17 protein-coding genes are annotated in these 23391 nt (G+C 75.0%); 14 read left to right on the top strand and 3 right to left on the bottom strand.

Annotation, left to right across the window (positions count from 1 at the left end; translation table 11 throughout):
* Positions 1–148: 148 nt before the first annotated feature.
* Positions 149–1924 carry a 3-hydroxyacyl-CoA dehydrogenase family protein gene (locus ACZ3TI_RS09110; protein WP_465725021.1) on the bottom strand — a complete coding sequence of 592 codons (1776 nt, stop codon included), beginning with the start codon at positions 1922–1924 and terminating at the stop codon, positions 149–151.
* Positions 1925–2470: 546 nt separating this feature from the next.
* Between ACZ3TI_RS09110 and ACZ3TI_RS09105 the strand changes: the two genes are divergently transcribed.
* From ACZ3TI_RS09105 to ACZ3TI_RS09085, 5 genes are all read left to right on the top strand, one after another.
* On the top strand, positions 2471–5182 hold the full coding sequence (locus ACZ3TI_RS09105) for an MXAN_6230/SCO0854 family RING domain-containing protein (protein WP_465725020.1): 2712 nt from the start codon (positions 2471–2473) through the stop codon (positions 5180–5182).
* 76 nt (positions 5183–5258) lie between these two features.
* Positions 5259–6725 (top strand): type I glutamate--ammonia ligase, encoded by a 1467-nt coding sequence (locus ACZ3TI_RS09100; protein ID WP_465725019.1) that lies wholly within the window; start codon positions 5259–5261, stop codon positions 6723–6725.
* A 3-nt stretch (positions 6726–6728) separates the two neighbouring features.
* Positions 6729–7847, top strand: a complete 1119-nt coding sequence (locus ACZ3TI_RS09095; protein WP_465725018.1) for an amidohydrolase family protein — start codon at positions 6729–6731, stop codon at positions 7845–7847.
* Positions 7848–8090: 243 nt separating this feature from the next.
* A complete protein-coding gene (locus tag ACZ3TI_RS09090) occupies positions 8091–9584 on the top strand; it encodes a S8 family peptidase (RefSeq protein WP_465725017.1) in 1494 nt (497 codons plus the stop codon).
* A 159-nt stretch (positions 9585–9743) separates the two neighbouring features.
* Complete coding sequence (locus ACZ3TI_RS09085) at positions 9744–10091, top strand: hypothetical protein (RefSeq protein ID WP_465725016.1); 348 nt, start codon at positions 9744–9746, stop codon at positions 10089–10091.
* A 19-nt stretch (positions 10092–10110) separates the two neighbouring features.
* On the opposite strand, the gene ACZ3TI_RS09080 is transcribed toward ACZ3TI_RS09085, so the two are convergent.
* Complete coding sequence (locus ACZ3TI_RS09080; protein ID WP_465725015.1) at positions 10111–11010, bottom strand: HipA family kinase; 900 nt, start codon at positions 11008–11010, stop codon at positions 10111–10113.
* Between the two features lie 91 nt (positions 11011–11101).
* Between ACZ3TI_RS09080 and ACZ3TI_RS09075 the strand changes: the two genes are divergently transcribed.
* From ACZ3TI_RS09075 to ACZ3TI_RS09035, 9 genes are all read left to right on the top strand, one after another.
* On the top strand, positions 11102–11542 hold the full coding sequence (locus tag ACZ3TI_RS09075) for an SRPBCC family protein (protein ID WP_465725014.1): 441 nt from the start codon (positions 11102–11104) through the stop codon (positions 11540–11542).
* A gap of 235 nt (positions 11543–11777) precedes the next feature.
* Positions 11778–12932 (top strand): glycosyltransferase, encoded by a 1155-nt coding sequence (locus tag ACZ3TI_RS09070; protein ID WP_465725013.1) that lies wholly within the window; start codon positions 11778–11780, stop codon positions 12930–12932.
* A gap of 394 nt (positions 12933–13326) precedes the next feature.
* A complete protein-coding gene (locus ACZ3TI_RS09065; protein ID WP_465725012.1) occupies positions 13327–14850 on the top strand; it encodes a sugar transferase in 1524 nt (507 codons plus the stop codon).
* Between the two features lie 5 nt (positions 14851–14855).
* The gene (locus ACZ3TI_RS09060; protein WP_465725011.1) at positions 14856–16295 is read left to right on the top strand and encodes an O-antigen ligase family protein; all 1440 of its coding nucleotides are present in this window, start codon (positions 14856–14858) and stop codon (positions 16293–16295) included.
* 4 nt (positions 16296–16299) lie between these two features.
* Positions 16300–18042, top strand: a complete 1743-nt coding sequence (locus ACZ3TI_RS09055; protein WP_465725010.1) for a lipid II flippase MurJ — start codon at positions 16300–16302, stop codon at positions 18040–18042.
* On the top strand, positions 18032–18925 hold the full coding sequence (locus ACZ3TI_RS09050; RefSeq protein WP_465725009.1) for a polysaccharide deacetylase family protein: 894 nt from the start codon (positions 18032–18034) through the stop codon (positions 18923–18925). Before ACZ3TI_RS09055 ends, ACZ3TI_RS09050 begins: the two co-directional genes overlap by 11 nt.
* Positions 18922–20037: a glycosyltransferase gene (locus ACZ3TI_RS09045; protein ID WP_465725008.1), complete on the top strand. Its 1116-nt coding sequence runs from the start codon at positions 18922–18924 to the stop codon at positions 20035–20037. Before ACZ3TI_RS09050 ends, ACZ3TI_RS09045 begins: the two co-directional genes overlap by 4 nt.
* A gap of 49 nt (positions 20038–20086) precedes the next feature.
* Entirely contained in the window at positions 20087–20959 is an 873-nt protein-coding gene (locus ACZ3TI_RS09040; protein WP_465725007.1) for a Wzz/FepE/Etk N-terminal domain-containing protein, read from the top strand.
* Positions 20956–22119: a GNAT family N-acetyltransferase gene (locus tag ACZ3TI_RS09035; RefSeq protein WP_465725006.1), complete on the top strand. Its 1164-nt coding sequence runs from the start codon at positions 20956–20958 to the stop codon at positions 22117–22119. Before ACZ3TI_RS09040 ends, ACZ3TI_RS09035 begins: the two co-directional genes overlap by 4 nt.
* Before the next feature lie 4 nt (positions 22120–22123).
* On the opposite strand, the gene ACZ3TI_RS09030 is transcribed toward ACZ3TI_RS09035, so the two are convergent.
* Complete coding sequence (locus ACZ3TI_RS09030) at positions 22124–23344, bottom strand: glycoside hydrolase family 26 protein (protein WP_465725005.1); 1221 nt, start codon at positions 23342–23344, stop codon at positions 22124–22126.
* Between the last annotated feature and the right edge of the window lie 47 nt (positions 23345–23391).

Genomic DNA, 23391 nt, shown 5'->3' with positions numbered 1-23391 from the left:
GCGCCCGCGGGCCTTCCCCGGCGCACCGGCGCGACCGGGCCGGTCACGGCCGGCCGCGGCCAGCGTGAGGACACCGTCCCCGGGCTCCAGCCGGGGCGGGCGGTGGGCGCGGCGCCGCGCGGCGCCGCGCCCCCGGGCTGCGGCGTGGTCACCGGCGCGCGTGGTCGCGGAAGCCGCGGCCGGTCTTGCGGCCCAGGCAGCCCGCCGCGACCAGGTGCTCCAGCAGCGGCGCGGCGGCCAGGCCGGGCTCGCGGAACTCCTGGTGCAGCACCTGCTCGATGGCCAGCGAGACGTCCAGACCGACCACGTCGAGCAGCTCGAACGGGCCCATCGGGTAGCCGCAGCCGAGCTTCATCGCGGTGTCGATGTCGTCCACCGTCGCGTAGTGCTCCTGCAGCATCCGCACCGCGTCGTTCAGGTAGGGGAAGAGCAGCGCGTTGACGATGAAGCCGGCCCGGTCGCCGCACTCCACCGGGTGCTTGCGGACCTTCGCGGTCAGCTCCAGCACGGTGGCGGTGACGTCCGGCGCGGTCAGCACGGTGGAGACCACCTCGACCAGCTTCATGGCCGGAGCCGGGTTGAAGAAGTGCATGCCGATCACGTCCTGCGGCCGCGAGGTGGCGGTCGCGCAGCTGATCACCGGCAGCGAGGAGGTGGTGGTGGCGAGCACCGCGCCCGGCTTGACGATCTTGTCCAGGGTGGCGAACAGCTCCCGCTTGACGCCCAGGTCCTCGGCCACCGCCTCGACCACCAGGTCGACCTCGGCCAGCTCGGCGTACTGGCCGACCGGGGTGATCAGCTCCAGCGCGGCGTCCCGCTGCTCGGCGGACATCCGGCCCCTGGCGACCGAGCGCTCCAGCGACTTCGCCAGCTGCGCCTTGGCCCGGTCAGCCTTCTCCTGGCTGCGGGCGGCGAGCAGCACCGGGTGTCCGGCCTTGGCGAACACCTCGGCGATGCCGGTCGCCATGGTGCCCGAGCCGCAGACGCCGATCGTCCGGACCTCCCGGCCCGGGACCTTCGGCTGCGCCGGGCCGGTGGCCGCGTCCACGGCCTTGGACGAGCCCGGCGCCTCGTAGGTGTAGAAGCCGCGGCCGCTCTTGCGGCCCAGCAGCCCGGCGGAGACCAGCTGGCCGAGGATCGGGGCGGGGGCGTGCAGGCGGTCCCGGGACTGCTCGTACATCGCCTCCAGGACGGTGCGCGCGGTGTCGACGCCGATCAGGTCGAGCAGCGCCAGCGGGCCCATCGGCAGGCCGCAGCCGAGCCGCATAGCGGCGTCGATGTCCTCCCGCGAGGCGTACTTCGACTCGTACATCGCGGCGGCCTGGTTCAGGTACGCGAAGAGCAGGCCGTTGACCACGAAGCCGGCCCGGTCGCCGGCTGCCACCGGCTCCTTGCCGAGGTCGCGGGCGAAGGCGGCGGCGTCCTCGGCGGTCTGCGGGGAGGTCAGCACGGTGCGGACCACCTCGACCAGCTTCATGGTGTGCACCGGGTTGAAGAAGTGCAGGCCCAGCACCCGCTCCGGACGGGCGGTCGCGGCGGCGATCCGGGTCACCGACAGGGCGGTGGTGCCGGTGGCCAGCACGGTGGTCTCCGGGCAGATGCGGTCCAGCTCGGCGAAGACCTCCCGCTTCAGCTCCAGCTGCTCGGGGACCTCCTCGATCACCAGGTCGGCGCCGGCGGCGGCCGCCAGCTCGTGCCCGACCGAGATCAGGGCCAGCAGCCCGGTGCGCTCCTCGGCGGTGAGTCGCTCCCGGTCGACCGCGTGCGCGGTCGCCTCCTCGATCCGGGCCAGCGCCCGGGCGGCGGAGTCCTCGGTGGCTTCGATGCCGATCACCCGGCGGCCGCTCTTGGCGACCGCCACCGCGACACCGGCACCCATCGTGCCGAGGCCGACGACGGCGACGGTGGGGAAGGGACGCTCCATTTGTCCTGACTCCTAGTCATGAAGGGCCCGTGCGTGCTCCGGCGGGCGCGCCGCCGCGCCCGTACGACGGGGGGCGGCCACCGCCGGAGGAGGGTCCACGCGCGGGGGCTCGGGAAGATGACGGGGTGCGGCCCACCCGGGGCAGTCGCCGGTCCGCTCCGGCCGAACTGCGGGTGTGCCGTGGTACTCAGGCGCTCGAAGGTGAAGGAAGCGACTCTGATGCGAGGAGAAGCCCGGCCTGCCGCGGTTCGCGGTACCGGCCGGTGAAAGCGCACCGCGCGAGCGCCGCAGACACGGCGACCGCAGGCTCCCGCCGGTGCGGCTCCCGAAGCCCGGCGGTGGTGCGTGCGGCCACTGTAGCGAAGCTACTCGCCGGTAGGAAGGGGTCGTGGGCGGAAAACCGTTCGGGCGCGGGGCCGGTGTTCGCTAGGGTGATCGACGCGGGGGCGGCTCCGCGGCGTGCTTCCTTCTCCACTCATCTCCACAATGAATCCGAGTGCGCCCACTCTCCGCCCCCGCTTTGTCATACCTACCGGGGGAAGAGCAGTGAAGAAGCCGAGCGCCGTGACGCCCGAGACCGGCCTGGACGCCTACCTGCTGCGCCGCCACGGGACGGTCCTGGTCGCCGCCGGGGCCCCGTCCGAGGAGCCGCAGCCGTGGACGGCCAAGGGGCTGGTCGCGCTGGAGGCCGACCTGGCCGAGCGCGGCCACGTCCTGACCCGCGACCTGCGCGCCGCCCTCGTCCGGCTGCGCCCGGCGGACCTCGCCGAGACCGGCGCCCGGCTGCTGCGCGGGATCGACGCCGCGCTCGGCGCCGACCGCCGCCACGAGCCGCTGTTCCGCCGCTTCCCCGACGGCGTGCCCCCTCACGCGCACGCCTCCTACTCCGCGGCCATCCGCGGCTACCTGCTCTGCCAGGACAGCCAGATCTGCCTGGTCTGCGAGCGCAGCAGCCTGGAGGCCGGGATCGGCGCCCTCGCCCCCTGCGCCCACCTGCTGTGCGGCGACTGCCACGAGGACCTGGTCGAGACCTTCGACGACCGCCGGTGCCCGGTCTGCCTCACCCCGCTGGAACGCGAGCGCTACCTGAAGTCCGACACCAGTGGCGCCCGCGCCGTCGCCAAGGGCCTGCCGCCCGGCGGACTGCTCAAGCCGCTGCGCCTGGCCGAGGCCGTCGACGCGACCACGCTCGCCGGCACCGCGCTCGCCGCCCTGCTCACCCGGCAGACCCCGCTCGGCCCGCAGGACCGCGAGGACCTCGCGCTGCTCCTCGACCACGCCCCCGAGGACCCGGCCGCCTGGCTGCCCGCGGAGATCCCCGTCCGGGAGAGCCGCGCCACCGTCCTCGCCGCGCTGCTGCGCCGCGAGCCGGAGCGCACCCGCCCGCTGCTCGCCGACCACCTCACCACCGCCACCGACGTGCTGCGGCTGATCTGGGCCTGGTCCGGCGCCGAACCCGACCTGCTGCCGGAGACCGCCCGCACCCTGCGCCTGCGCAACCTCCCCCGCCCGCTGCGGCGCGAACTGCTCGCCGTCCTGGACGCGTTCCCGGTCGGCACCCTCGCCGAGGACCTGCGCCGCCACCGGCAGCCCTGGCTGCGGGCCGGCGAACTGCTGCACCCGTACGAGCACCGCGACCGCTTCCCCTACGCCGCGGCCGCCTTCGCCGTGATCCGGCAGAGCGATCTCGACCTGCACGGCCTCGGCCCGCAGCTGCGCGAGGCGCCCGCCCCGCTGCGGGTACGCGAGACGCCGGGCGGGCACACCCGGCTGACCGTCGAGACCTTCGCCGCGCGGGTCGAGCACGCCCTCGGGCAGGGCGACCTGCCCGCCGCCGTCCGGCTGCTGGCCCGCCGCCCGGGCGAGCTGGTGCGCCGGCTGCACCACCTGCTGCGGGTGCACGAGACCTGGTTCCCCGGAGAGCCGCTGCCCGCCGAACTCGCCGAGGCGCTGCCGGCAGCGCTGCGCGCGGTCGCGCCCGGCCCGCTGCTCGGCGCGTACGGGCGGCTGCGCGCACCGCGCGAAACCGGCGAGCGGCGGCTGTACTTCCCGCGCGGCCGGGTCGCCTCGGCGCACGCCCGCTTCGACTGGGGCACGCCCGTCCCGGCCGGGCTCAGCGCGCCGGTCTGCACCCTGATCGAGGCCGAACTGCTGCGCCGCGCCGGGCAGTCGGCGCGGGAGGCGGGGCGCTACGAGGTCGCCGTGCTGGACGCCGCACTGGCCGACCTGGTGGTGCCCTTCGCCGAGCGCGCCGCCGCCAAGACCCTGGTCGCGGTGCCGCGCGGCAGCGTGCAGCAGCTCCCGGACGGGCAGCGGCTGCGGCTCTTCCTGCACTGGACGCAGCGCCCGCACCAGCGGGTCGACCTCGACCTGTCGGTCGCCTTCTACGACGAGGACTGGCAGTTCACCGGCCTGTGCGACTACACCCGGCTGGTCACCGGGCCGCGCGCCGCCGTCCACTCCGGCGACTTCACCACCGCCCCGCCGCCGCACGGCGCCACCGAGTTCGTGGACCTCGACCTGCCCGCCCTGGCCGGGATCGGCGCCCGGTACGCCGTGGTGGTGGTCTTCAGCTACAACGACATCCCGTTCGAGGACCTCACCGAGGCCTTCGCCGGGTTCATGACCCTGGACCAGGCCGCGGCGGCCAAGCACCGCAAGGGCGCCTTCCACGCGAAGGACGTCCGCCAGCGGCTCGACCTCGCCGGGGACGCGAAGATCTGCGTGCCGATGATCGTGGACCTCGAGCAGCGCGGCTACACCTGGACCGACCTCAACACCGGCTCCGGCAGCGGGTTCCACAACCTGGACCGGCACCACGCCCGGATCGGCTCGCTGGCGAAGGACGTGCTGACGCACTTCGCCGCCGGCTCCCGGGCCACCCTCTGGGACCTCGCCTGCGCGTCCGCCGCGGCGGGCGGCGACGAAGTGCTGGTCCGCGACCGGACGGGCCGCGGGCTGGACGTCTACCGCCGGGGCGCGGACGAGCCGCCGGCCGACTTCGCCGCGCGGGTGCGCGGGCGCCACGTGAGCGACCGGCGCACCGAGCAGCCGCCGGACGACACCGCCCGGCTGATCGCCGAACGCCTCACCGGCGCCCGGGCGTTCGCGGCGCTGGTGCACGCCGACGTGCCCGCCCCGGCCGGGGTGCACGGGACGTTCTACCGGCTCTACCCGGGCCCGACGGACGCCGCCCCGGACGCCCTGGAGCGGATCACCGCGGGGGAGTTGACGGCCCGGTTCACCCCGAACGGGTGAACGGGTGGACGGGCTTCCGTTTGGACCACCCGATAGGGGAGTTACGGAAGCCCAACCGGCGGGGCAGCATGGTGACATGACCATCGGAACCGCCACCGCCGGCCCCACCGCGCCCGGTCCCGCCCAGCCGTCCGGCGCCGACGAGCCGTCCGGCCCCGCCGGGGCCGCGGCCGCCGTCGCGCTGCCCCCGCGCGCCGAGCGGGCCGAGCGCGCCGAGGAGGTCGTCGACCGGCTGCGCACCTCCGCCGTCGAGGCGGTGGCCGTCACCTGGGTGGACAACGCGGGCGTCACCCGGGTCAAGGCCGTACCGCTCGGCGCTCTGGTGCACGCCGCGCAGTGGGGCGTCGGCACCGCGCCCTGCTTCGACGTGTTCCTCGCCGACGACGCGATCACCACCAGCCCGATCATCGGGGGCCCCACCGGGGACCTCAGGCTCTACCCCGACCTCGGACGGGTCGTCCCGCTGGCCGCCCAGCCCGGCTGGGCCTGGGCCCCGGGGGACAGGTACACCCAGGGCGGCGCCCCGCACCCGGGCTGCCAGCGGCTGTTCGCCCGCCGGGCGCAGGCCGCCGCCGCCGGGCGCGGGCTGGGCCTCAAGGCCGGCATCGAGGTCGAGTGGGTGGTCGCCCTCGCCGGCTCCCCGCAGGAGGAGCCGCGGTACCCGACACACGGCCCCGCGTACGGGATGCACCGGCTCACCGACCTCTCCGACTACCTGCGGGACGTCCTGCGCGCCCTCGGCGAGCAGCGCCTCGAAGTCCTGCAGATCCACCCCGAGTACTCCCCGGGGCAGTTCGAGGTCTCGGTCGCCCCCGAGGACCCGGTCGGCGCCGCGGACACCTCCGTCCTGGTCCGGCACACCATCCGGGCCGTCTCCGCCCGGCACGGCCTGCGGGTCTCCTTCGCCCCGGTGGTCGAGGCGGGCGCGGTCGGCAACGGCGGGCACCTGCACCTCAGCCTCTGGCGCGGCGAGCACAACCTCGGGCACGGCGGCCCCGGTCCGCACGGCCTGACCGCCGAGGCCGAGGGCTTCCTCGCCGGCGTGCTCGACACGCTGCCCGAACTGCTGGTGCTGGGCTGCTCCAGCCCCGCCGGGTACCTGCGGCTGGTGCCCTCGCACTGGGCCGGCGCCTACCAGTGCTGGGGCCTGGAGAACCGCGAGGCCGCGCTGCGCCTGGTCACCGGCTCCACCGGGGAGCGGGCCACCGCCGCCAACGCCGAGGTCAAGTGCTTCGACGCGAGCGCGAACCCGTACCTGGCGGTCGGCGGGGTGATCGCGGCCGGCCTCGCCGGGATGGACCAACGGCTGGCGCTGCCACCGGAGTTCACCGGGGATCCGGCCGCCGCCGAGCCCGGCACGGTGCCCCGGCTGCCGCAGGGCCCGGCCGAGGCGCTGGCCGCGTACGAGCGCTCGGCGGTGCTGCGCGAGGCGCTCGGCGAGCCGCTGTACCAGGCGGTGCTGGCGGTGCGCCGGGCGGAGGCCGAGCAGTACGCGGCCGCCACGCCCGAGGAGGTGGCAGCGGCCACCCGCTGGCGGTACTGACCGGTGTCCCGGCCGGAGGCGGCCCCGCTGGTCGACCACCACTGCCACAGCGTGGTGGCGGCCGACCTCGCCGACGACGCCCTGGCCGGGCTGCTCACCGAGTCCGACCGGCCGCCCGCGCCCGGCTGCTCGCCCTTCGACAGCGCGCTCGGCCTCGCCGTACGGCGCTGGTGCCCGCCCGTGCTCGGCCTGCCCGCGCACGCCCCGGCCGCCGACTACCTGGCCCGGCGGCGCGAGTTGGGCGCCGCCGAGGCCACCCGCCGCCTGCTCGCCGCGGCCGGGCTGGACACCTGCCTGGTGGACACCGGGCTGACCACCGCCGGGGGCGCGCCGCTGTTGCCGCTCGGCGAGCTGGCCGAGGCCGCCGGGGCGTCGGTGCGCGAGGTGGTCCGGCTGGAGTCGGTCGCCGGGGCGGTTCAGGCCGGCGCCGAGGACTGGCCGCGGGCCGTCGCCGAGGCGCTGGCGGAGGCCGCCTCCGGGGCCGTCGCGGTCAAGTCGGTGCTCGCCTACCGGCACGGCCTGGCCGCCCCGGCCGAACGGCCCGGCCGGGCGGCCGTGGTGGCCGCGGCCGGCGCCCGGCTGCGCGGCGGGCAGGACCGGCTGACCGACCCGGTCCTGCTGCACCACCTGCTCTGGACGGCGGTGGACGTCTGCGCCGGGCTCGGCCTGCCGCTCCAGCTCCACACCGGCTTCGGCGATCCGGACCTCACCCTGCACCGGGCCGACCCGTCCCTGCTGACGGACTTCGTGCGCGCCGCCGAGCCGAGCGGCGTCCCGCTGGTGCTGCTGCACTGCTACCCCTACCATCGCCAGGCCGCCTGGCTGGCCCAGGCCTTTCCGACGGTCTTCACCGATCTCGGGCTGACCGCCTCCTACACGGGCCCGCGGGTGGCGTCGGTGCTGGGCGAGATGCTGGAACTGGCGCCGTTCGGCAAATTGCTGTTCTCCACCGACGCTTACGGGCTACCCGAACTTTTCTTGGTGGGCACCTGTCAGTTCCGGTACGGACTGGGTGCGTTGCTGGACCGTTGGCAGGCGGACGGTGCGTGCTCCGCCGCCGACGCGCAGCGGCTGAGGCGGCTGGTCGCCGCCGAGAACGCGCGTCGGCTGTACGCGTTGTAGCGGGGTCGGCGGCCGCTTCCGAAGTGCATGGTCGCACGTCGGCGAACCATCACTTTTTAACAATCTTGATCCCTGTTTCCCTTGTTCACCTGCCGGACTCCTAACCTCCGTTGCTGATCCAGATGTGACGATTAGATGACTACCTCTTGCGCATCTCATCGAATATTCATTAGCGTCCCGGTCATTCCCAGCGCACCTGCCAACCGCAGCTGCCCGCATGACGACTCGGGAGGGCCAACCCCAATGAGAATGCCTCGGATCAGCCGGACCCGGTACGCGGCGGTGGGCCTCGTGCTCGCCACCGCCGGCGCCCTCGCGCTCCCGGCCGGCACCGCCGTCGCGGCTCCCACGGCCGACCCGACGACCGGGCCGCTGCTCAGCTACGTCGTCAACACCAAGGCCAACCACGGCCAGGTGCAGAAGGTCGAGCAGGCCGTCAAGAGCCTCGGCGGCACGGTGGTCTACTCGTACGACCAGATCGGCGTCGTCATCGCGCGCTCGACCGACACCAAGTTCGCCGAGAAGCTGCGCCTGGCCAAGGGCGTCGAGTCCGTCGGTGCCAGCCGCACCAAGGGCATCACCGCCGCCGACCAGCAGAAGGCCGAGGTCGCCGCCGAGCCCACCGCCGCGCCCGCCCCGGGCCAGGAGCCGCTCGAGGCCAACCAGTGGGACATGCGCCAGATCGGTGTCGACAAGGCGCACAAGATCTCGCTCGGCAGCCGCAACGTCACCGTCGGCGTGCTGGACTCCGGCATCGACGCGACCCACGAGGACCTGGCCGCCAACGTGGACGCCTCGCAGTCGGTCTCCTGCATCGACGGCGGCAAGCCGAACACCGACTGGAAGGCCTGGCAGCCGGGCGTCGACGGTGACCACGGCACCCACGTGGCCGGCACCATCGCCGCCGCCAAGAACGGCAAGGGCGTCGTCGGCATCGCCCCGAACGTCAAGCTGGCCGCGGTCCGGGTCGTGGACGACGGCGGGTTCATCTACCCGGAGTACGCGATCTGCGGCTTCGTGTGGGCCGGCGAGCACCAGTTCAAGGTGACGAACAACAGCTACTACGTCGACCCGTGGATGTTCAACTGCCCGAACGACAAGGACCAGGCGGCCGTCTCCGCCGCCGTCCGCAAGGCCGTCGCGTTCTCGCAGCGCAAGGGCGTCCTGAACGTCGCCGCCGCGGGCAACGAGAACATCGACCTGGCGCACAAGACCACTGACGTCTCCAGCCCGGACGACACCACCCCCGGCACCCGCCCGATCACCAACGACTGCCTGTCGCTGCCGACCGAGCTGCCCGGCGTCATCGCCGTCTCCTCGGTGGGCGTCAACGGGGACAAGGCGTACTACTCCAGCTACGGCAAGGGCGTCGTGACCGTCGCCGCGCCGGGTGGCGACCGCCGTTACCAGATCCCGGACACCCCGGACAAGAACGGCCGCATCCTGTCCACCATCCCCGGTGGCAAGTACGGCTACATGCAGGGCACCTCGATGGCCGCCCCGCACACCACCGGTGTGCTCGCCCTGCTCGCCAGCACCTTCCCGTGGGCCAGCCCGGAGGAGCTGACCGAGATGCTGACCAGCCAGGCCGAGTCGCACCCGTGCCCGACCGGCGGTGCGTTCAACCCGGGCGGCACCGGCGAGTGGAAGGCCACCTGTGAGGGCGGCGCGGACGACAACGGCTTCTACGGCGCGGGCATCATCAACGCCGAGAAGGCGGTCCAGTGGTGGCGCTGAGGCGCTGACCGCGACCACACCTGATCGCTGAGCCGGGGAGCGGGCCCAATCTGGGTCCGCTCCCCGGTCGCGTTTGAGTACCCGTACTCAGGCCGCCGTGCACGCCGCCGCCCAGGATGGTTCCGTAACCGACGGAGTCACCACAGGAGTTGAGCGGCAATGGCACAGACCCTCCCGGGACGGCAGGCCCTCCCCGGCAAGCGGAACCTGCTCGGGGCCGCCCTGGGCGTGGGCCAGCTGCTGCTCGCCGCGCCGATGCTGCTGACCATCGGGTCCGCCGCGCTGGTGGTCTCGGTGATGGGGCTCGCCTCGGGCACCCCGGTCGTCACGTGCCTGCTCTTCGTCCTGCTGATGGCCCTGGGCCCGCTGCTCGGCCTGGGCATCGCCCTCCTGGTCGCCCGGGCGCAGCGGTTCCCCAGGGAGATCGCGTTCCCGGTGGTGAGCTTCGGACTGCTGCTCGGCACCGCGGTCGAGTACTTCGGCTGGCTCCGCCCCGCGATCGGCTAGCCCGCGGCTTAGCCCGCGGCTACCCCTCGTCGAAGTGGTGCTCCCAGACCGTCTCCACCGACGGCTTGCCGTGCAGGTCCGGAACCTCCCGCAGCCAGGCCGGCCGCCCGGCCCTGGTCCGGGCCGCGCGCCGCCGCTCGGCCTCGCGCAGCTGCTCGGGCGTGGCGAAGCCCTCCGGCAGCCACTCCCCGGAGAGCACCACCCGGGCGGCCAGGTGTGTGACGTACGCGTGCCGGACGGCGTCCGCCGAGTCGAAGCCCGGCTCGTCGGCCAGCCACTCGTCCGGGACCAGCGCCAGCACCTCCTCCAGCAGCGGCACGGTGACCAGCGGGCCGAGCTCGTCGTCCGCCAGCCCGACGTCCGGGGCCGAGCCGCCGAGCGCGTGCGCGCTGAGGTCGTACCGCTTGCCGACCGCGGCCTCGGCGCCCGCCCAACGGTGGTGGAAGATCAGCGCGGCGCCGTTGTCGATCAGCCAGAGCCGCCCGTGCCAGACCACCAGGTTGGGGTTGTGCACGGTGCGGTCGACGTTGCCGGTGAGCGCGTCCAGCCAGACCACCCGGCCGGCCTCGGCGGAGTCCACCCCGATCATCCCCGGCCGGAAGTCCCGCGCCCCCGGCAGCAGGTCCATCCCGAGGTTGAGGCCCGCGCTGGCCTTGAGCATGTCCTGGATCTCGGTGTCCGGCTCGTCCGCGGCGACCGCCGGGTCGAAGTCCACCAGCCGCAGCTCCGGCACCCGCAGGCCCAGTCGCCGGGCCAGCTCGCCGACGATCACCTCGGCGATCAGCGCCTTGCGGCCCTGCGCGGCCCCGGTGAACTTGACCACGTACGTTCCCAGGTCGTCGGTCTCCACCACGCCGGGTACGGAGCCGCCCGCCCGCAGGGGGTCGACGTAGCGCACTGCAGTCACCAGATCGAGCACACCGGCCACCCTATCCCGCCGCGTCACGGGCGCGACCCTGTGATTGGCTTGCCGGTGAGAGCGCTACCCACCAGACGAGGAGAGCAAGGTCATGGGACAGGTGCAGGCCACCACCGAGCGGGTCTACGACGCCGCGCCCGAGCGGGTGTACGAGGCGCTGGCCGACTACCAGGTGACCCGCCCGAAGCTGCTGCCCGCGCAGTACAGCGAGTACGAGGTCCGGGTCGGCGGCACCGGCGCGGGCACCCAGGTGCACTGGAAGCTGCAGGCCACCGAGAAGCGGGTGCGCGACTGCCTGTTCACCGTCTCGGCGCCGAAGCCCGACCAGCTGGTGGAGAAGGACGCCAACTCCAGCATGGTGATCACCTGGACCGTCTCGGCCGCCGGCGAGGGCCGCGCCAAGGTCACCGTGACCGCCACCTGGCAGGGCGCGACCGGCATCGGCGGCTTCTTCGAGCGCACCTTCGCCCCGAAGGGCCTGAACCGGATCCACGACCAGGTGCTGGCCAACCTGGCCGCCGAGGTGCGTTAGGACACGGGTCCGACATTTCCCGCCGGGCGAATCTCCGGACAGGCTCCGGAGCCGCACGGCGCGAATCGAGCGCGTGAATCGATCGCTGATCCGTCAACCCGCATGAATCGCTCGGCAATTCGAGCGGTTCGGCCGCCCGTACGACCGGAAAGCCGTACGGGTGGCCGAACCGCCACCTCCGGGTGACGCGGGCCGCCCGGCACGGGGGAGCCACCCTAGGCTCGCCGCCGTGCATATGACGATCCTTCACATTTCGCAACCGGTGGACGGCGGCGTCGCCCGCGTCGTCACCGACCTGCTCCGGGGGCAGCGGGAGGCCGGCCACCGGGTGCTGGTCGCCTGTCCGCGCGACGGGCGGCTGGCCGAGGAGGCCGCCGCGGTGGGCGCGCTGGTCCAGGACTGGCCCGCCGACCGCTCGCCGGGCGCGGGCACCGCCGCCGAGGCCTGGCGGCTGCGCCGGATCGTCCGGGCGGCCGCCCCCGACGTGGTCCACCTGCACAGCGCCAAGGCCGGGCTGGCCGGCCGGTTGGCGGTGCGCGGCGCGGTCCCGACCGTCTTCCAGCCGCACGCCTGGTCCTTCGCCGCCGTCGACGGGCCCCTGGCCGCGGCCACCCTGCGCTGGGAGCGCTTCGCCACCCGCTGGGCGCACCGGCTGCTCTGCGTCAGCGTCCAGGAGCGGGCCGACGGCGTGGCCGCCGGGGTGCACGCCGACTGGGCGGTGGTGCCCAACGGGGTGGACGTCCGGCACTACGCGCCCACCGACCGTCGGGCCGCCCGGATCGCGCTCGGCCTGGACCTGGACGCCCCGCTCGCGGTCTGCGTCGGTCGGCTGTGCCGGCAGAAGGGCCAGGACGTGCTGCTGGCCGCCTGGCCGGAGGTGCTGCGCCGGGTGCCGCAGGCCCGGCTGGCGCTGGTGGGCGGCGGGCCGGAGCAGCAGCGGGTGGCGGAGCTGGTCCGGGCGAGCGCCGAGCCGGCCCGGATCCGGCTGGTGGGGGACGTGGCGGACCCGCGCCCGTGGCTGGCGGCGGCCGATCTGGTGGTGCTGCCCTCGCGCTGGGAGGGGATGGCGCTGGCCCCGCTGGAGGCGATGGCGGCCGCCCGTCCGGTGCTGCTGACCGATGTTCCGGGGGCGCGGGAGTGCCTGCCGCCGGCCGAGCGGGAGCAGGCGGTGGTCCCGCCGGAGGACGCGACGGCCCTCGCCACCCGAATGGCGGAAGCGCTGTCCGATCCGATCGAATGCGAGCGACGCGGCGCCCGGCTGCGCGAGCACGCGGTCGTCCGGCACGACGTGCGCACCGTGGTCGAACAGGTGGACGTCCTCTACCGGCACCTGCTGGGCGCGGGACCGTCGTCGGGGCGGCGCCGGGCCCGTGTCCCAGAGCGGATCTGATCGTTTCACATGCCGTGAATGCCCGCCGTTCCGGCGCTGTCGTATTCGCACCCTCAACCGGATATGGGGTGAGGCATCAAATCCGCAATACCTATTAATGGGCGGCTGGAATGAAACGGCAAGTCACCTTCCTGCCCTTAGCTCCCGGTTCGGTATTGTCGGATTTTGCCTGCTTCGTTCAGATTCCATACCGGGAATTCACGGCAGAGCCCCTCGCAACCGAGTCCTCCATGACCGGCCCCTCCGCGATCGGCGCCGCCACCGGAGATCCGAAAGCCGCCAGCGGCAGCAGGTGCTGTCAGGACCGCGCCCACCAGGCCGGGACGGCCGCCTCGCGCCAGTCGGTGCCGGGGAACCGTCACCCCGGGCACACAGCAGGGGAGATCGTGCGCTGATGACCATTGACCACGACAGTGTGCCGCGCTCGGGCGGGCACCTGTCCGGCCCCCCTCGGCCGGGCACCGGGCTGCTCGACCGCCCGGTGGGAGCGGCGCACACCCGGGCGGTGCCGGCGCAGCGCCGGCACCGCGGGGCGGTCCGCAACCGGCTGGCCCTGCCGCTGGCCCTGGTCCAGGCCGACACCATCGCACTGTGCTCCGCCGGCGGCATCGCCAACCGGGCCCTCGACCCGTCCGCCCCGCTCGACCCGCTGCTCGGCGTCCCCGCCGTCCTGCCCCTGCTGCTCCTGCTCAACCTGGCCGGCGGCCTCTACCGGGCCCGGCTCACCCTGTCCGTCCTGGACGAACTGCCCGCGCTGGCCGCCCGGTCGGTGGTCGCCACCGCCTTCGCCGTCACCCTGTCCGGCTGCCTGGGCGGCCACTGGCCCGACTGCGGCCCGGCCACCCCGGCCCGCCTCACCGCCCTGCTCGGTGCGCAGCTGCTGATCGCCGCCGTCGGCCGCGCCGTCCTCTACCACCTGGTCCGACGGATCCGCCGCAGCCGCCCCAGCCCCGCCCTGGTGCTCGGCGCCGGCGGGCTCGGCCGCCGGATCGCCGCCGCCCTCGGCGAGCACGGCGAGTACGGGATGCGCCCGGTCGGCTTCCTCGACGCCGACCCGCCGCTGCTGGCAGGTGCCAGCCGACTGCCCGTCCTCGGCGGCCGCGAGGTGCTCGAGCGCGAGGTGCGCCGGTACCGGGTCCAGCATGTGATCGCCACCGCCGGCGCCGCCGACGAGGCCGACACCGCCGCCACCCTGCGCGAGGCCGCCCGGCTCGGCTGCCAGGTCTGGCTGGTGCCCGCGCTGCGCGAGTTCGGCTCGCTGCCCACCCCTCCGATCGCCGGCGGCGACCACCTGTGGGGCTTCCCCTGCCTGCGGGTCGGCCGACCGGCGATGCGCCGCCCCGGCTGGGCCGCCAAGCGTGCCCTGGACATCACCGCCGCCGGGTTCGGCCTGCTGCTGCTCGCCCCCGTCCTGGCGCTCTGCGCCCTCGCCGTCCGCTTCGACACCGGCCCCGGCGTGCTCTTCCGCCAGCAGCGCACCGGGCTGGACGGCAAGGTCTTCACCGTCCTCAAGTTCCGCACCCTGCGCCCGAGCAGCGAGCACGAGTCGGCGACCCGCTGGAACATCTCCCAGGACCACCGGATGGGCGCCGTCGGCCGGCTGCTGCGCAAGAGCTCGCTGGACGAGCTGCCCCAGCTGTGGAACGTCCTGCGCGGCGACATGAGCCTGGTCGGCCCGCGCCCCGAACGCCCGTACTTCGTCATGCGGTTCGGCCAGGCCTACCCCGAGTACGCCGACCGCCACCGCGTGCCGGTCGGCCTCACCGGCCTCGCCCAGGTCCACGGCCTGCGCGGGGACACCTCCATCGAGGACCGGGCCCGGTTCGACAACCGCTACATCGAGAGCTGGAGCCTCTGGCAGGACGTCAAGATCCTGTGCCGCACCGCGCTGCTGATGCTCCATCCGGACGGGAGCTGACCCACGTGGCCCTGACCCTTCCCGCCGATCCCGCTTCCAGTCCGAGGGGCGCGCCGCCGCCGGAGCACGGCGACACCCGCCGATCGCCGGGCCGGGCGAGCGCGTCGGCAGGGGACCCGAGCGCCCCGCAGGCGAACGGGCGAGCGGCACTCCTGCGCCGGGCGCTGCCCGCGCTCGCCGACCGGACCAGCCTGCTCGCCGCGGCCACCGTTCTGCTGGTCTGCGTGCCGACCGGCGAGAAGGACGTCACCGCCGCCGTCCACATCACCGCCGCCGACCTCGCCTCGCTGGCCCTGGTCGCCCTCACCGCGCTGAACCTGCTGCGCGGGCGGCTGCCCGTCGTCGACCGGACCACCTGCGCGCTGCTCGGCGGGATCGTGGTCGCCGCCGCCGTCGCCACCGTCGGCTCGATCGACCCGGTCGGCAGCGTCACCGGCTTCGTCCGGCTGGTCCAGGTGTTCGTGCTGGTGCCCGCCGCGGTGCTCTGCTCGCTGCGCGACCGCACCGACCAGCGGCTGGTCCTCGGCTCCTTCGTGCTCGCCGCCCTGATCCAGGGCGTAGTCGGCGCCAAGCAGTACCTCACCCACACCGGCGCCTCCTACACCGGCCAGCCGATCCGGGCCGTCGGCACCTTCGGCGCGCTGGACATCATGGCGATGTCCACGGTGGTCAGCTTCGGACTGCTCGCCGCCCTCGCCCTGGCGCTCGGGGAACGGAGGCCCGGGGGCAGCGCCCGGCTGCGGCGGTCGATGTTCGCGGCCGCCGCCTTCCTCGCCTTCCCGCTCGCCGTCTCCTTCAGCCGCGGCAGCTGGATCGCCACCGGCATCGCCGCCACCGTGCTGCTGCTGCGCGCCGACGCCCGGCTCGCGGTCCGCGGCGCCGTCGTCGGCCTGGCCGCCGCGGTCGTCCTGGTCGGCGGGCTCGGACTCGGCGGTTCCGGCGTCACCAAGCGGCTCAGCTCGATCGGCTCCGTCTCCGAAGCCCCCGACCAGTCCGTCTCCGACCGCTACGACCTGTGGGCCACCGCCGGGCGGATCTGGCAGGACCACCCCGTCCACGGCGCCGGGCCGAAGGCCTTCCAGCAGCTGCGCGACAGCCGCGCCCCGCTGCGGCTGTCCTCCGGCAGCGACGCCGCCGACCCCACCATCGGCTTCCAGCGCGAGCCGCTGCTCTCCCCGCACAACATGTACTTCCTGGTCCTCAGCGAGCAGGGCCTGATCGGCATCACCGCCTACGCGGCGCTGTTCCTCGCCCTTCTGCTCGGCTGCCTGCGCCGCTCCCGGGGCTCCGGCCTCGCCGCGCTCGCCCTGCTCACCTGGGTGCTGGTCGACTACCTGTACGCGGACATCGGCGGCACCACCACCGTGCTGACCTCCGTCGTCCTCGGCCTCGCCGCCCGCGCCGCCGGCGGGGAGGCGGACCGCCCCCAGTCGAAGGGGCGATGACACCGTGACCACCGACCAGCCCGCCGCCGCCGTGGCCTCCACGCTCCCGGCCCCGCGCAGCGCCCCCGGCGGGCACCCGGTGCCCGCCTCCGGCCCGGCGCCCCGGCGCGGCTTCCTCGCCAGGGCCTTCGGCATCACCGCCCTGCTCAGCGCTGCCGGCTCCGGCCTCGGCCTGCTGCGCGACCTCCTGCTGGCCCGCTACTTCGGCGCCAACCAGGGCACCGACGCCTTCCTGGTCGCCTGGACCGTCCCCGAGACGGCCGCACCGCTGCTGATCGAGGACGCCATGTCCTTCCTCATGGTGCCCGCCTTCGCCCTCGCCCTGGTGCTGCGCGAGGAGGACCCGGACGCCCCCGACCCGGTCCGCCAGCTGGTCCGCGCCACCCTGCCCTGGCTGCTGCTCGCGCTCAGCGTCCTCGCCCTGGCCGCCGCCCTCGGCGCCCCGCAGCTGGTCGACCTGCTCGCCCCCGGCCTGCCCGACCCCGGCCTGGCCGTCACCTGCACCCGGATCACCGCGGTCACCGTGCTGCCCTTCGGCGTGGCCGGCTTCCTGGCCGCCGCGCTGCGCGCCCACCACGGCTTCACCGCTCCGGCCGGCATTTACGTGGTCTACAACCTCGGCATCCTCGCCGTCCTGCTCTGCTTCCACGCCGCCCTGGGCGTGCGCTCCGCCGCCCTCGGCGTCGCGGCGGGCAGCCTGCTGATGGCCGGCCTGCTGGTGGGCCCGTTCCTGCGCCGGCTGCGCGAGGGCGACTCCGGTACCGGTACCGGCAGCGGCCGCAGCCGCCGCGCGCGCAAGGCGCTGGTGCTGATGCCGCTCGCCCTGCTGCCGGTCGGCGCCTTCACCCTGACCCGCCAGGCGCAGGTCTTCGTCGAGCGCTACCTCGGCTCGGCGCTGCCGCCCGGCACCATCTCGCACCTCAACTACGCCGCCAAGGTCTCCCAACTCGCCATGACGGCGGGCATCCTGATCTGCACCGTCACCTTCCCGCTGGTCGCCCGGGCGCTCGCCGCCGGGGACCTCACCGCCGCCCGGGACCGGGTGGAGAAGGACCTCGGCCAGGCGGCGGCGGTCGTCCTGCTCGGCACCGCCTTCCTGATGGCCTGCGCCCCCTCCGTCGTCTCGCTGCTGTTCGAGCGCGGCGCGTTCGGCCCCCGCGACACCGCCGCCACCGCCGACGTCATCCGGGTGTACAGCTTCGGACTGCCCGCCCAGGCGCTGATCGGCGTGATGATCCGCCCGTACTTCTCGCTGCGCCCGGTGGTCCGCCGGGCCGACGACCCAGGCACCGACGACGGCCGCCGCCGGCTGCTGGACTGGTACCCGGCCGCCGTGATGGTGCTCGGCCTCGGCGTCACCGTCACCACCGGCCTGCTCGCCACGCCCGGCTTCGGCGCCCTCGGGCTCGCCGCCGGCAATGCCGCGGGCATCACGACCTCCGCCGCCCTGCTGCTGCGCGGCCTGGTGCTGCGCGGCATCCCGCTGCGGCTGCGCCGGGTGCTGGCCGGCCACGGCCGGCTGGTGGCCGCCGCCGCCGGGGCCACCCTGCTCGGCACCGCCGCGGCCGGACTGGTCGCCGACCCCCTGCTCTCGACCCTCCTCGGGGGCCTCACCGTGGCGCTGGCCTTCGCCGCCCTCGGCACCGGATTCGGTGCCCGCGAGGTACGCGGCCCGGTCCTCGCCGCCGCCCGGCTCCTCAACCCGCCAAAACTCGCCGAAGAAGGGAAGCGTCCCCATGGACAATGAACGGGGCACCGTCCGTTCGGCCCAGGCGGGCGTCAGCAGCGCCCCGCCGCACCGGGCGCGACTGCCCAGGAGCCGCCACCCGGTGGGCGAGCCGCCGATTCCCGGCCCGTCCTCGCCGTGGATCCTGATGTACCACTCGGTGGCGGTCGAGAAGGAGGACCCGTACCGGCTCACCGTCAGCCCCGAGCGGTTCGCCGAGCAGATCGCCTGGCTGCACCGGCGCGGGCGGCGGGGCGTCTCGGTCCGCGAGCTGATGCGGGCCCGCGCCCTCGGCCGGGACGAGAAGCTGGTCGGCCTCACCTTCGACGACGGCTACGCGGACTTCGCCCGGTACGCCGTGCCGATCCTCCAGGCCTACGGTTTCACCGCCACCGCGTACGTGGTCGCCGACCTGCTCGGCCGCGACAACGACTGGGACACCGAGGGCCCCCGCAAGAAGCTGCTCACCGTCCAGGAGGTCACCGAACTCGCCGCCGCCGGCTGGGAGATCGGCTCGCACGGCCTCGGCCACCAGGCGCTGCCCGGCCTGTCCGCCGAGGACCTCGCGGTGCAGGCCCGGGAGAGCCGGCGCCTGCTGGAGGAGGTCGTCGGCGGCCCGGTCACCGGCTTCTGCTACCCGTACGGCGCCGTCGACCTGCCCGCCACCCTGGCCGTGCGCGACGCCGGGTACGACTACGCCTGCGCCATCGCGCACTCCCCGCTCACCGGCCGCTTCGCGCTGCCCCGCTGCTACGTCGGCGACCGCGACGGCGCCTGGCGGCTGCGCGCCAAGAAGGGCCGGCACCGGCTGCGCGACGCCGTCGCCGAGCTGCGCCGCGCGCACCGGGAGCGCCCCGAGCCGAGGACGGAGCGCCCCGAGGCGAAGACGGAGCACCGGTCATGAGGGTGCTGCACATCGTCACCGGGCTCGCCTCCGGCGGCGCCGAGCGCCAACTCCACCTGCTGCTGCGGCACCTGCCACCGCACCAGCAGTGCGAGGTGCTCGCCCTGACCAACCCCGGCACGGTCGCCGCCGCGCTGCGCGCCGACGGCGTGACCGTCCACCACCTCGGCATGCGCGGCAACCGGGACCTCGGGGCGTTGCCCCGACTGGTCCGGCTGGTCCGGGCCGGCCGCTACGACCTGGTGCACACCCACCTCTACCGGGCCCAGCTGTACGGCCGGCTGGCCGCGCGGCTGGCCGGGGTGCGCGCGGTGGTCTCGACCGAGCACTCGCTGCACGCCGGGGTGATCGAGGGCCGGCCGGTCACCCGGGGCGTCAAGGGCCTGTACCTGGCGGCCGAGCGGCTCGGCAGCACCACCGTCGCGGTCTCCCGGCAGGTCGCCCAGACGCTGCGCTCCTGGGGGGTGCCGCCGGCCCGGATCGAGCTGATCCCCAACGGCATCGACACCGGCCGCTACTGCCTCCCGCCCGCCGAGCGGGTCGCCGCGCGCCGCCGGCTGCGGGCCGAACTCGGCCTGCCGGAGGGGAGCTGGGTGGTCGGCGGGGTGGGCCGACTGGTCCCCGGCAAACGCTTCACGGTGCTGGTCGAGGCGCTCGCCGAGCTCGACCCGGCCACCCGGCTGGTGCTGGTCGGCGAGGGTCCGGAGCGCGCCGCGCTGGAGCACCGGGCCGCCGAACTCGGCGTCCGGGAGCGGCTGGTGCTCACCGGCGAGCGCGACGACGTGCCCGAGCTGCTGGCTGCCCTGGACGTGCTGGCCGCGCCCTCCACCGCGGAGACCTTCGGACTCGGTGTCCTGGAGGGCCTCGCGGCCGGGCTGCCGGTGCGGCACAGCGCCTGTCCCGCGCTCGACGAACTGCCGCCCCGCGCCGCTCCGCAGGCCCGCCGCGTTCCGTCCGAGCCCGCCGCCTACGCGGCCGAGCTGCGCGACCTGCGGCACCTGAGCGAGCACATCGCCGACCCGCTGCCGCACCCCCCGGCCGTCGGCCACTACGACATCGCCCGGGTCGCCGCCCACCTGGGCGCCCTCTACGACCGGCTGGCCCGCGCTTGACCGCCCGCCACCGCCGGAACCGCCGTCCCATATCCAAGGAGCCACACCCATGACCACACCGCACCGAAGCGCCCGCCGCCTGGTCCGCCGCTGGTGGCCGGTGGCGCTCGCGGTTCCGCTGGGCGCCGCGGCCGGCGCCGGGTACGCCGTCGTCTCGCACCCCTCGTACGCCGCCAACGCCTACGTCCTCGTGGTCCCGCAGAACCCGGGGGAGGCCGCGACCGCGACCAACTTCGCCCAGGCGTACGGGCGGCTGGCGGGCCAGCCGCAGGTGCTCGCGGTGGCGGCCGCCGAGACCGGCCGCACCCGGGCCGAGCTGGAGTCCCTGGTGCACGGGACGACCTCCCCGGACGCGCCGATGATCGAGATCACCGGCACCGGGACGCGCGCTCAGGAGGCCGCCCAGACCGCGGACGCGGTGGCACGCTCGCTGGTCGCCTTCGCCAACACCAGCAGCAAGGACACCAACGTCCGGCTGGTGACGCTGGCCCCGGCCGCGGCGCCGGACGAGCCGACCACGCCCTCCGCCGAGCTGGACGTCGCGGTCGGCGGCTCGGCCGGGCTGCTGGTGGGCACGCTGGTGATGATGACCCGCCGCCGGGGCGGGGCCGGTGACCCGGAAGCCGCCGAGGCCACCGCGGTCCCGGATGCCCCTGCGCCCGCCGAACCGGCCGGGGCTCCGACGACGCCGCGACCGCGCAGCGAGGAGCAGCCGGCCGGTGCCGGGCCGGACGCGAAGCCCGACACCGCGAAGGAAGCCCTCAAGGCCGCGGCGAAAACCGCTGTGAAGACTGCTGAGAAGACCGCAGCGAAGACCCCGGCGAAGACCGCGGCGAAGACCGAGGCGAAGACCGAGGCCGAGCCCGAAGCGGCGGCGAAGTCCCCGGCCGAGGAGAAGACCGCGGCCGGGAGCCGTCGATGAGCACCGAGACCCGCGACGCCGCCGGACTGCCGGCCCAGTCCGCCGCGCCGTCCTGGACCACCGAGCTGCGCTGCGAGGACGACGCCCTGGACACCCTCGCCGAGGAGTGGGACGCCCTCGCCGCCCGCTGCCGGAGCGCCACCTTCTTCCAGGCCGCCGACTGGCAGCGCTCCTGGTGGCGCCACTACGGCCGCCCGGGCGCCCTGGTCGTGGTGCTGGTCCGCCGGGACGGCCGGCTGGTCGGTGCGGGCGCCTTCCGGCGCCGCGGCGGTCCGTTCGGCGGGCTGACCGGCCTCGGCGCCGGACTGGTCGACTACACCGACGTGCTGCTCGACGACGAGTGCGCCGACCGGGCCGCCGCCGAGTTCGCCGCCGCGCTCCCGCTCACCCGCCCCTGGCACTGGTTGGAGCTGCGCGAGGTGCACCCCGAGGCGGCGGTGCAGCGGGTGTTCGAGCACTGGCGCGGCAACCGCCGCCGCTTCGAGGACTCGCCCTGCCAGTACCTGCCGGCCGTCCCGATGGAGCGGCTGCTCAAGCGGATGCCCGGCAAGACCGCCCAGCGCAGCAGGGTGAAGCTGCGCAAGATCGCCGAGGCCGGGGTGCGGGTCAGCTCGACGCCGCCGGCCGAGGTGCCGGAGGCGGTGGAGGGGCTGCTGCGGCTGCACTTCCTGCAGTGGCAGGCGCGCGGCGTCACCCCGGAGCACCGCACCGAGCGGTTCGCCCGGCACCTGACCGAGTCCACCACCGGCCTGGTCGCCACCGGCAGGGCCGCCGTCCACCGGTTCCACCTGGACGGCGAGCTGGTCGCGGTGAACCTGCTGCTGCTCTGCCCCTCCTTCGGCGGGCTGTACCTGTACGGCGCGCACCCGACGCTGCGCGAGCGGCTGGACATCGCCGGGCTGCTGTTCAGCGCGGCGCTGGACGAGACGGTCGGCGCGGGCATCCCGGTGCTCGGCCTGCTGCGCGGGCAGGAGCCGTACAAGCAGCGCTGGCGCCCGGACCGGCTGTCCAACCAGCGGCTGCTGCTCGGCCCCGCCGGGCCGGCGCCGGCCGCGGCCGTCCGGGCGCAGCTGGTGCGCGCCCGCCAGGCGGCGGCGCACGAGCTTCGCACCCGCTTCCCCGAACTCAAGGAAGCGCTGCTGGCCCGGCGCCGCGGCTGACCGCTCAGCGCCGGGCGGGCGTCGGGCTCGCCGACGGGCTCCGGGTCGGGCTCGCCGACGGGCTCCGCGTCGGGCTCGCCGACGGGCTCTGGGTCGCGCCCGGCAGGGCGGGGACGACCGGCGCGACGGGCGGGGTCGGCACCGGGGGAGCGGTGGGCACCGGGGGCGCCGTCGGGACGACCAGCGGCGCCCCCTTCGACCCGGACATCAGCTGCCTGAACCGCGCCGCCGAGCGCGGATTGCTGCGGCACTGGAAGAAGCCGTGCGGGCAGTAGTCGGTGATGGTCTGGTAGGCGGTGTCGTGGGTGCGGACCCAGTCGAGCATCCGCTGGACGTACTCGGGGTTGTCGCCGTTGCGGAACAGCCCCCACTCCGGGTACGAGACCGGCTTGCCGCGCTTGGCGGCGAACTCGACCTGGTCCTGCAGGCCGTACGGCTCGCGCACGTAGTCGTCGAAGGTGCCCCCGGCGGGCTGGTCGTAGCTGTCCATGCCGATGATGTCGACCACGTCGTCGCCGGGGTAGCACTTGGTCCACGGGATGGCGTCCAGGCCCCGGTTGGGGGCGAAGTCGAAGCGGAACCGCTGCCCGGGCACCGAGCGCATCACCCCGACGATCCGCCGCCAGTACGCCTTCCACGCGGAGGGGTCGGGCTTGCAGCGGTGGGTGTAGGTGGTGCCGTTCATCTCCCAGCCGAGGGTGAGCACGGTGTCCGTGCCGCCCAGCGCGACCAGCCGCCGGGCGAGCTTGAGGAAGTGCGCGTCGAAGTCCCCGCGGACCCCCTGGGCCAGCAGCTGGGCGACCTCGCCGTCCGGCACGTTCGCCTCGTTGGGCACCAGCATCGGCACGCCGAGCACCAGCAGCCGGGACGGGTCGGCCAGCCGCCACTGCGACCACAGGCCGAGCACCACCGACTCGCCCTCGATGTCGGCCCAGTCGTTGCCCGCCAGGTAGGTGTGGCCGACCTGCAGGTTCGCGTCGCCCAGCCACTGGGCGTACCGGGCGATCTGCGGGATGTACCTGTCCCAGGAGCCGACGAAGGCGCCGAACGGCGGCTCGTGCCTGGGCCGCTGGACCGGCGGGCGGGAGGTGGCGCCGCGCGGCTCGGAGGCGTCCGCGGAGAGGGTGTGCCGTTCGGTCTGGCTGAGCGGCGTCCCCGCGGGGACGCTGGCCGTGGCCATCAGCAGCAGGGCGGCGGCGGCCAGCGTCAGGCGGCCGATTCGCATGATCTCTCCTCCGGACGTCGCGTGGACGGGGCGCCCGGTCTCGGCGT

Source organism: Kitasatospora sp. NPDC023120, from assembly GCF_055560835.1.
This window is presented reverse-complemented; position numbering and strand designations above follow the sequence as displayed.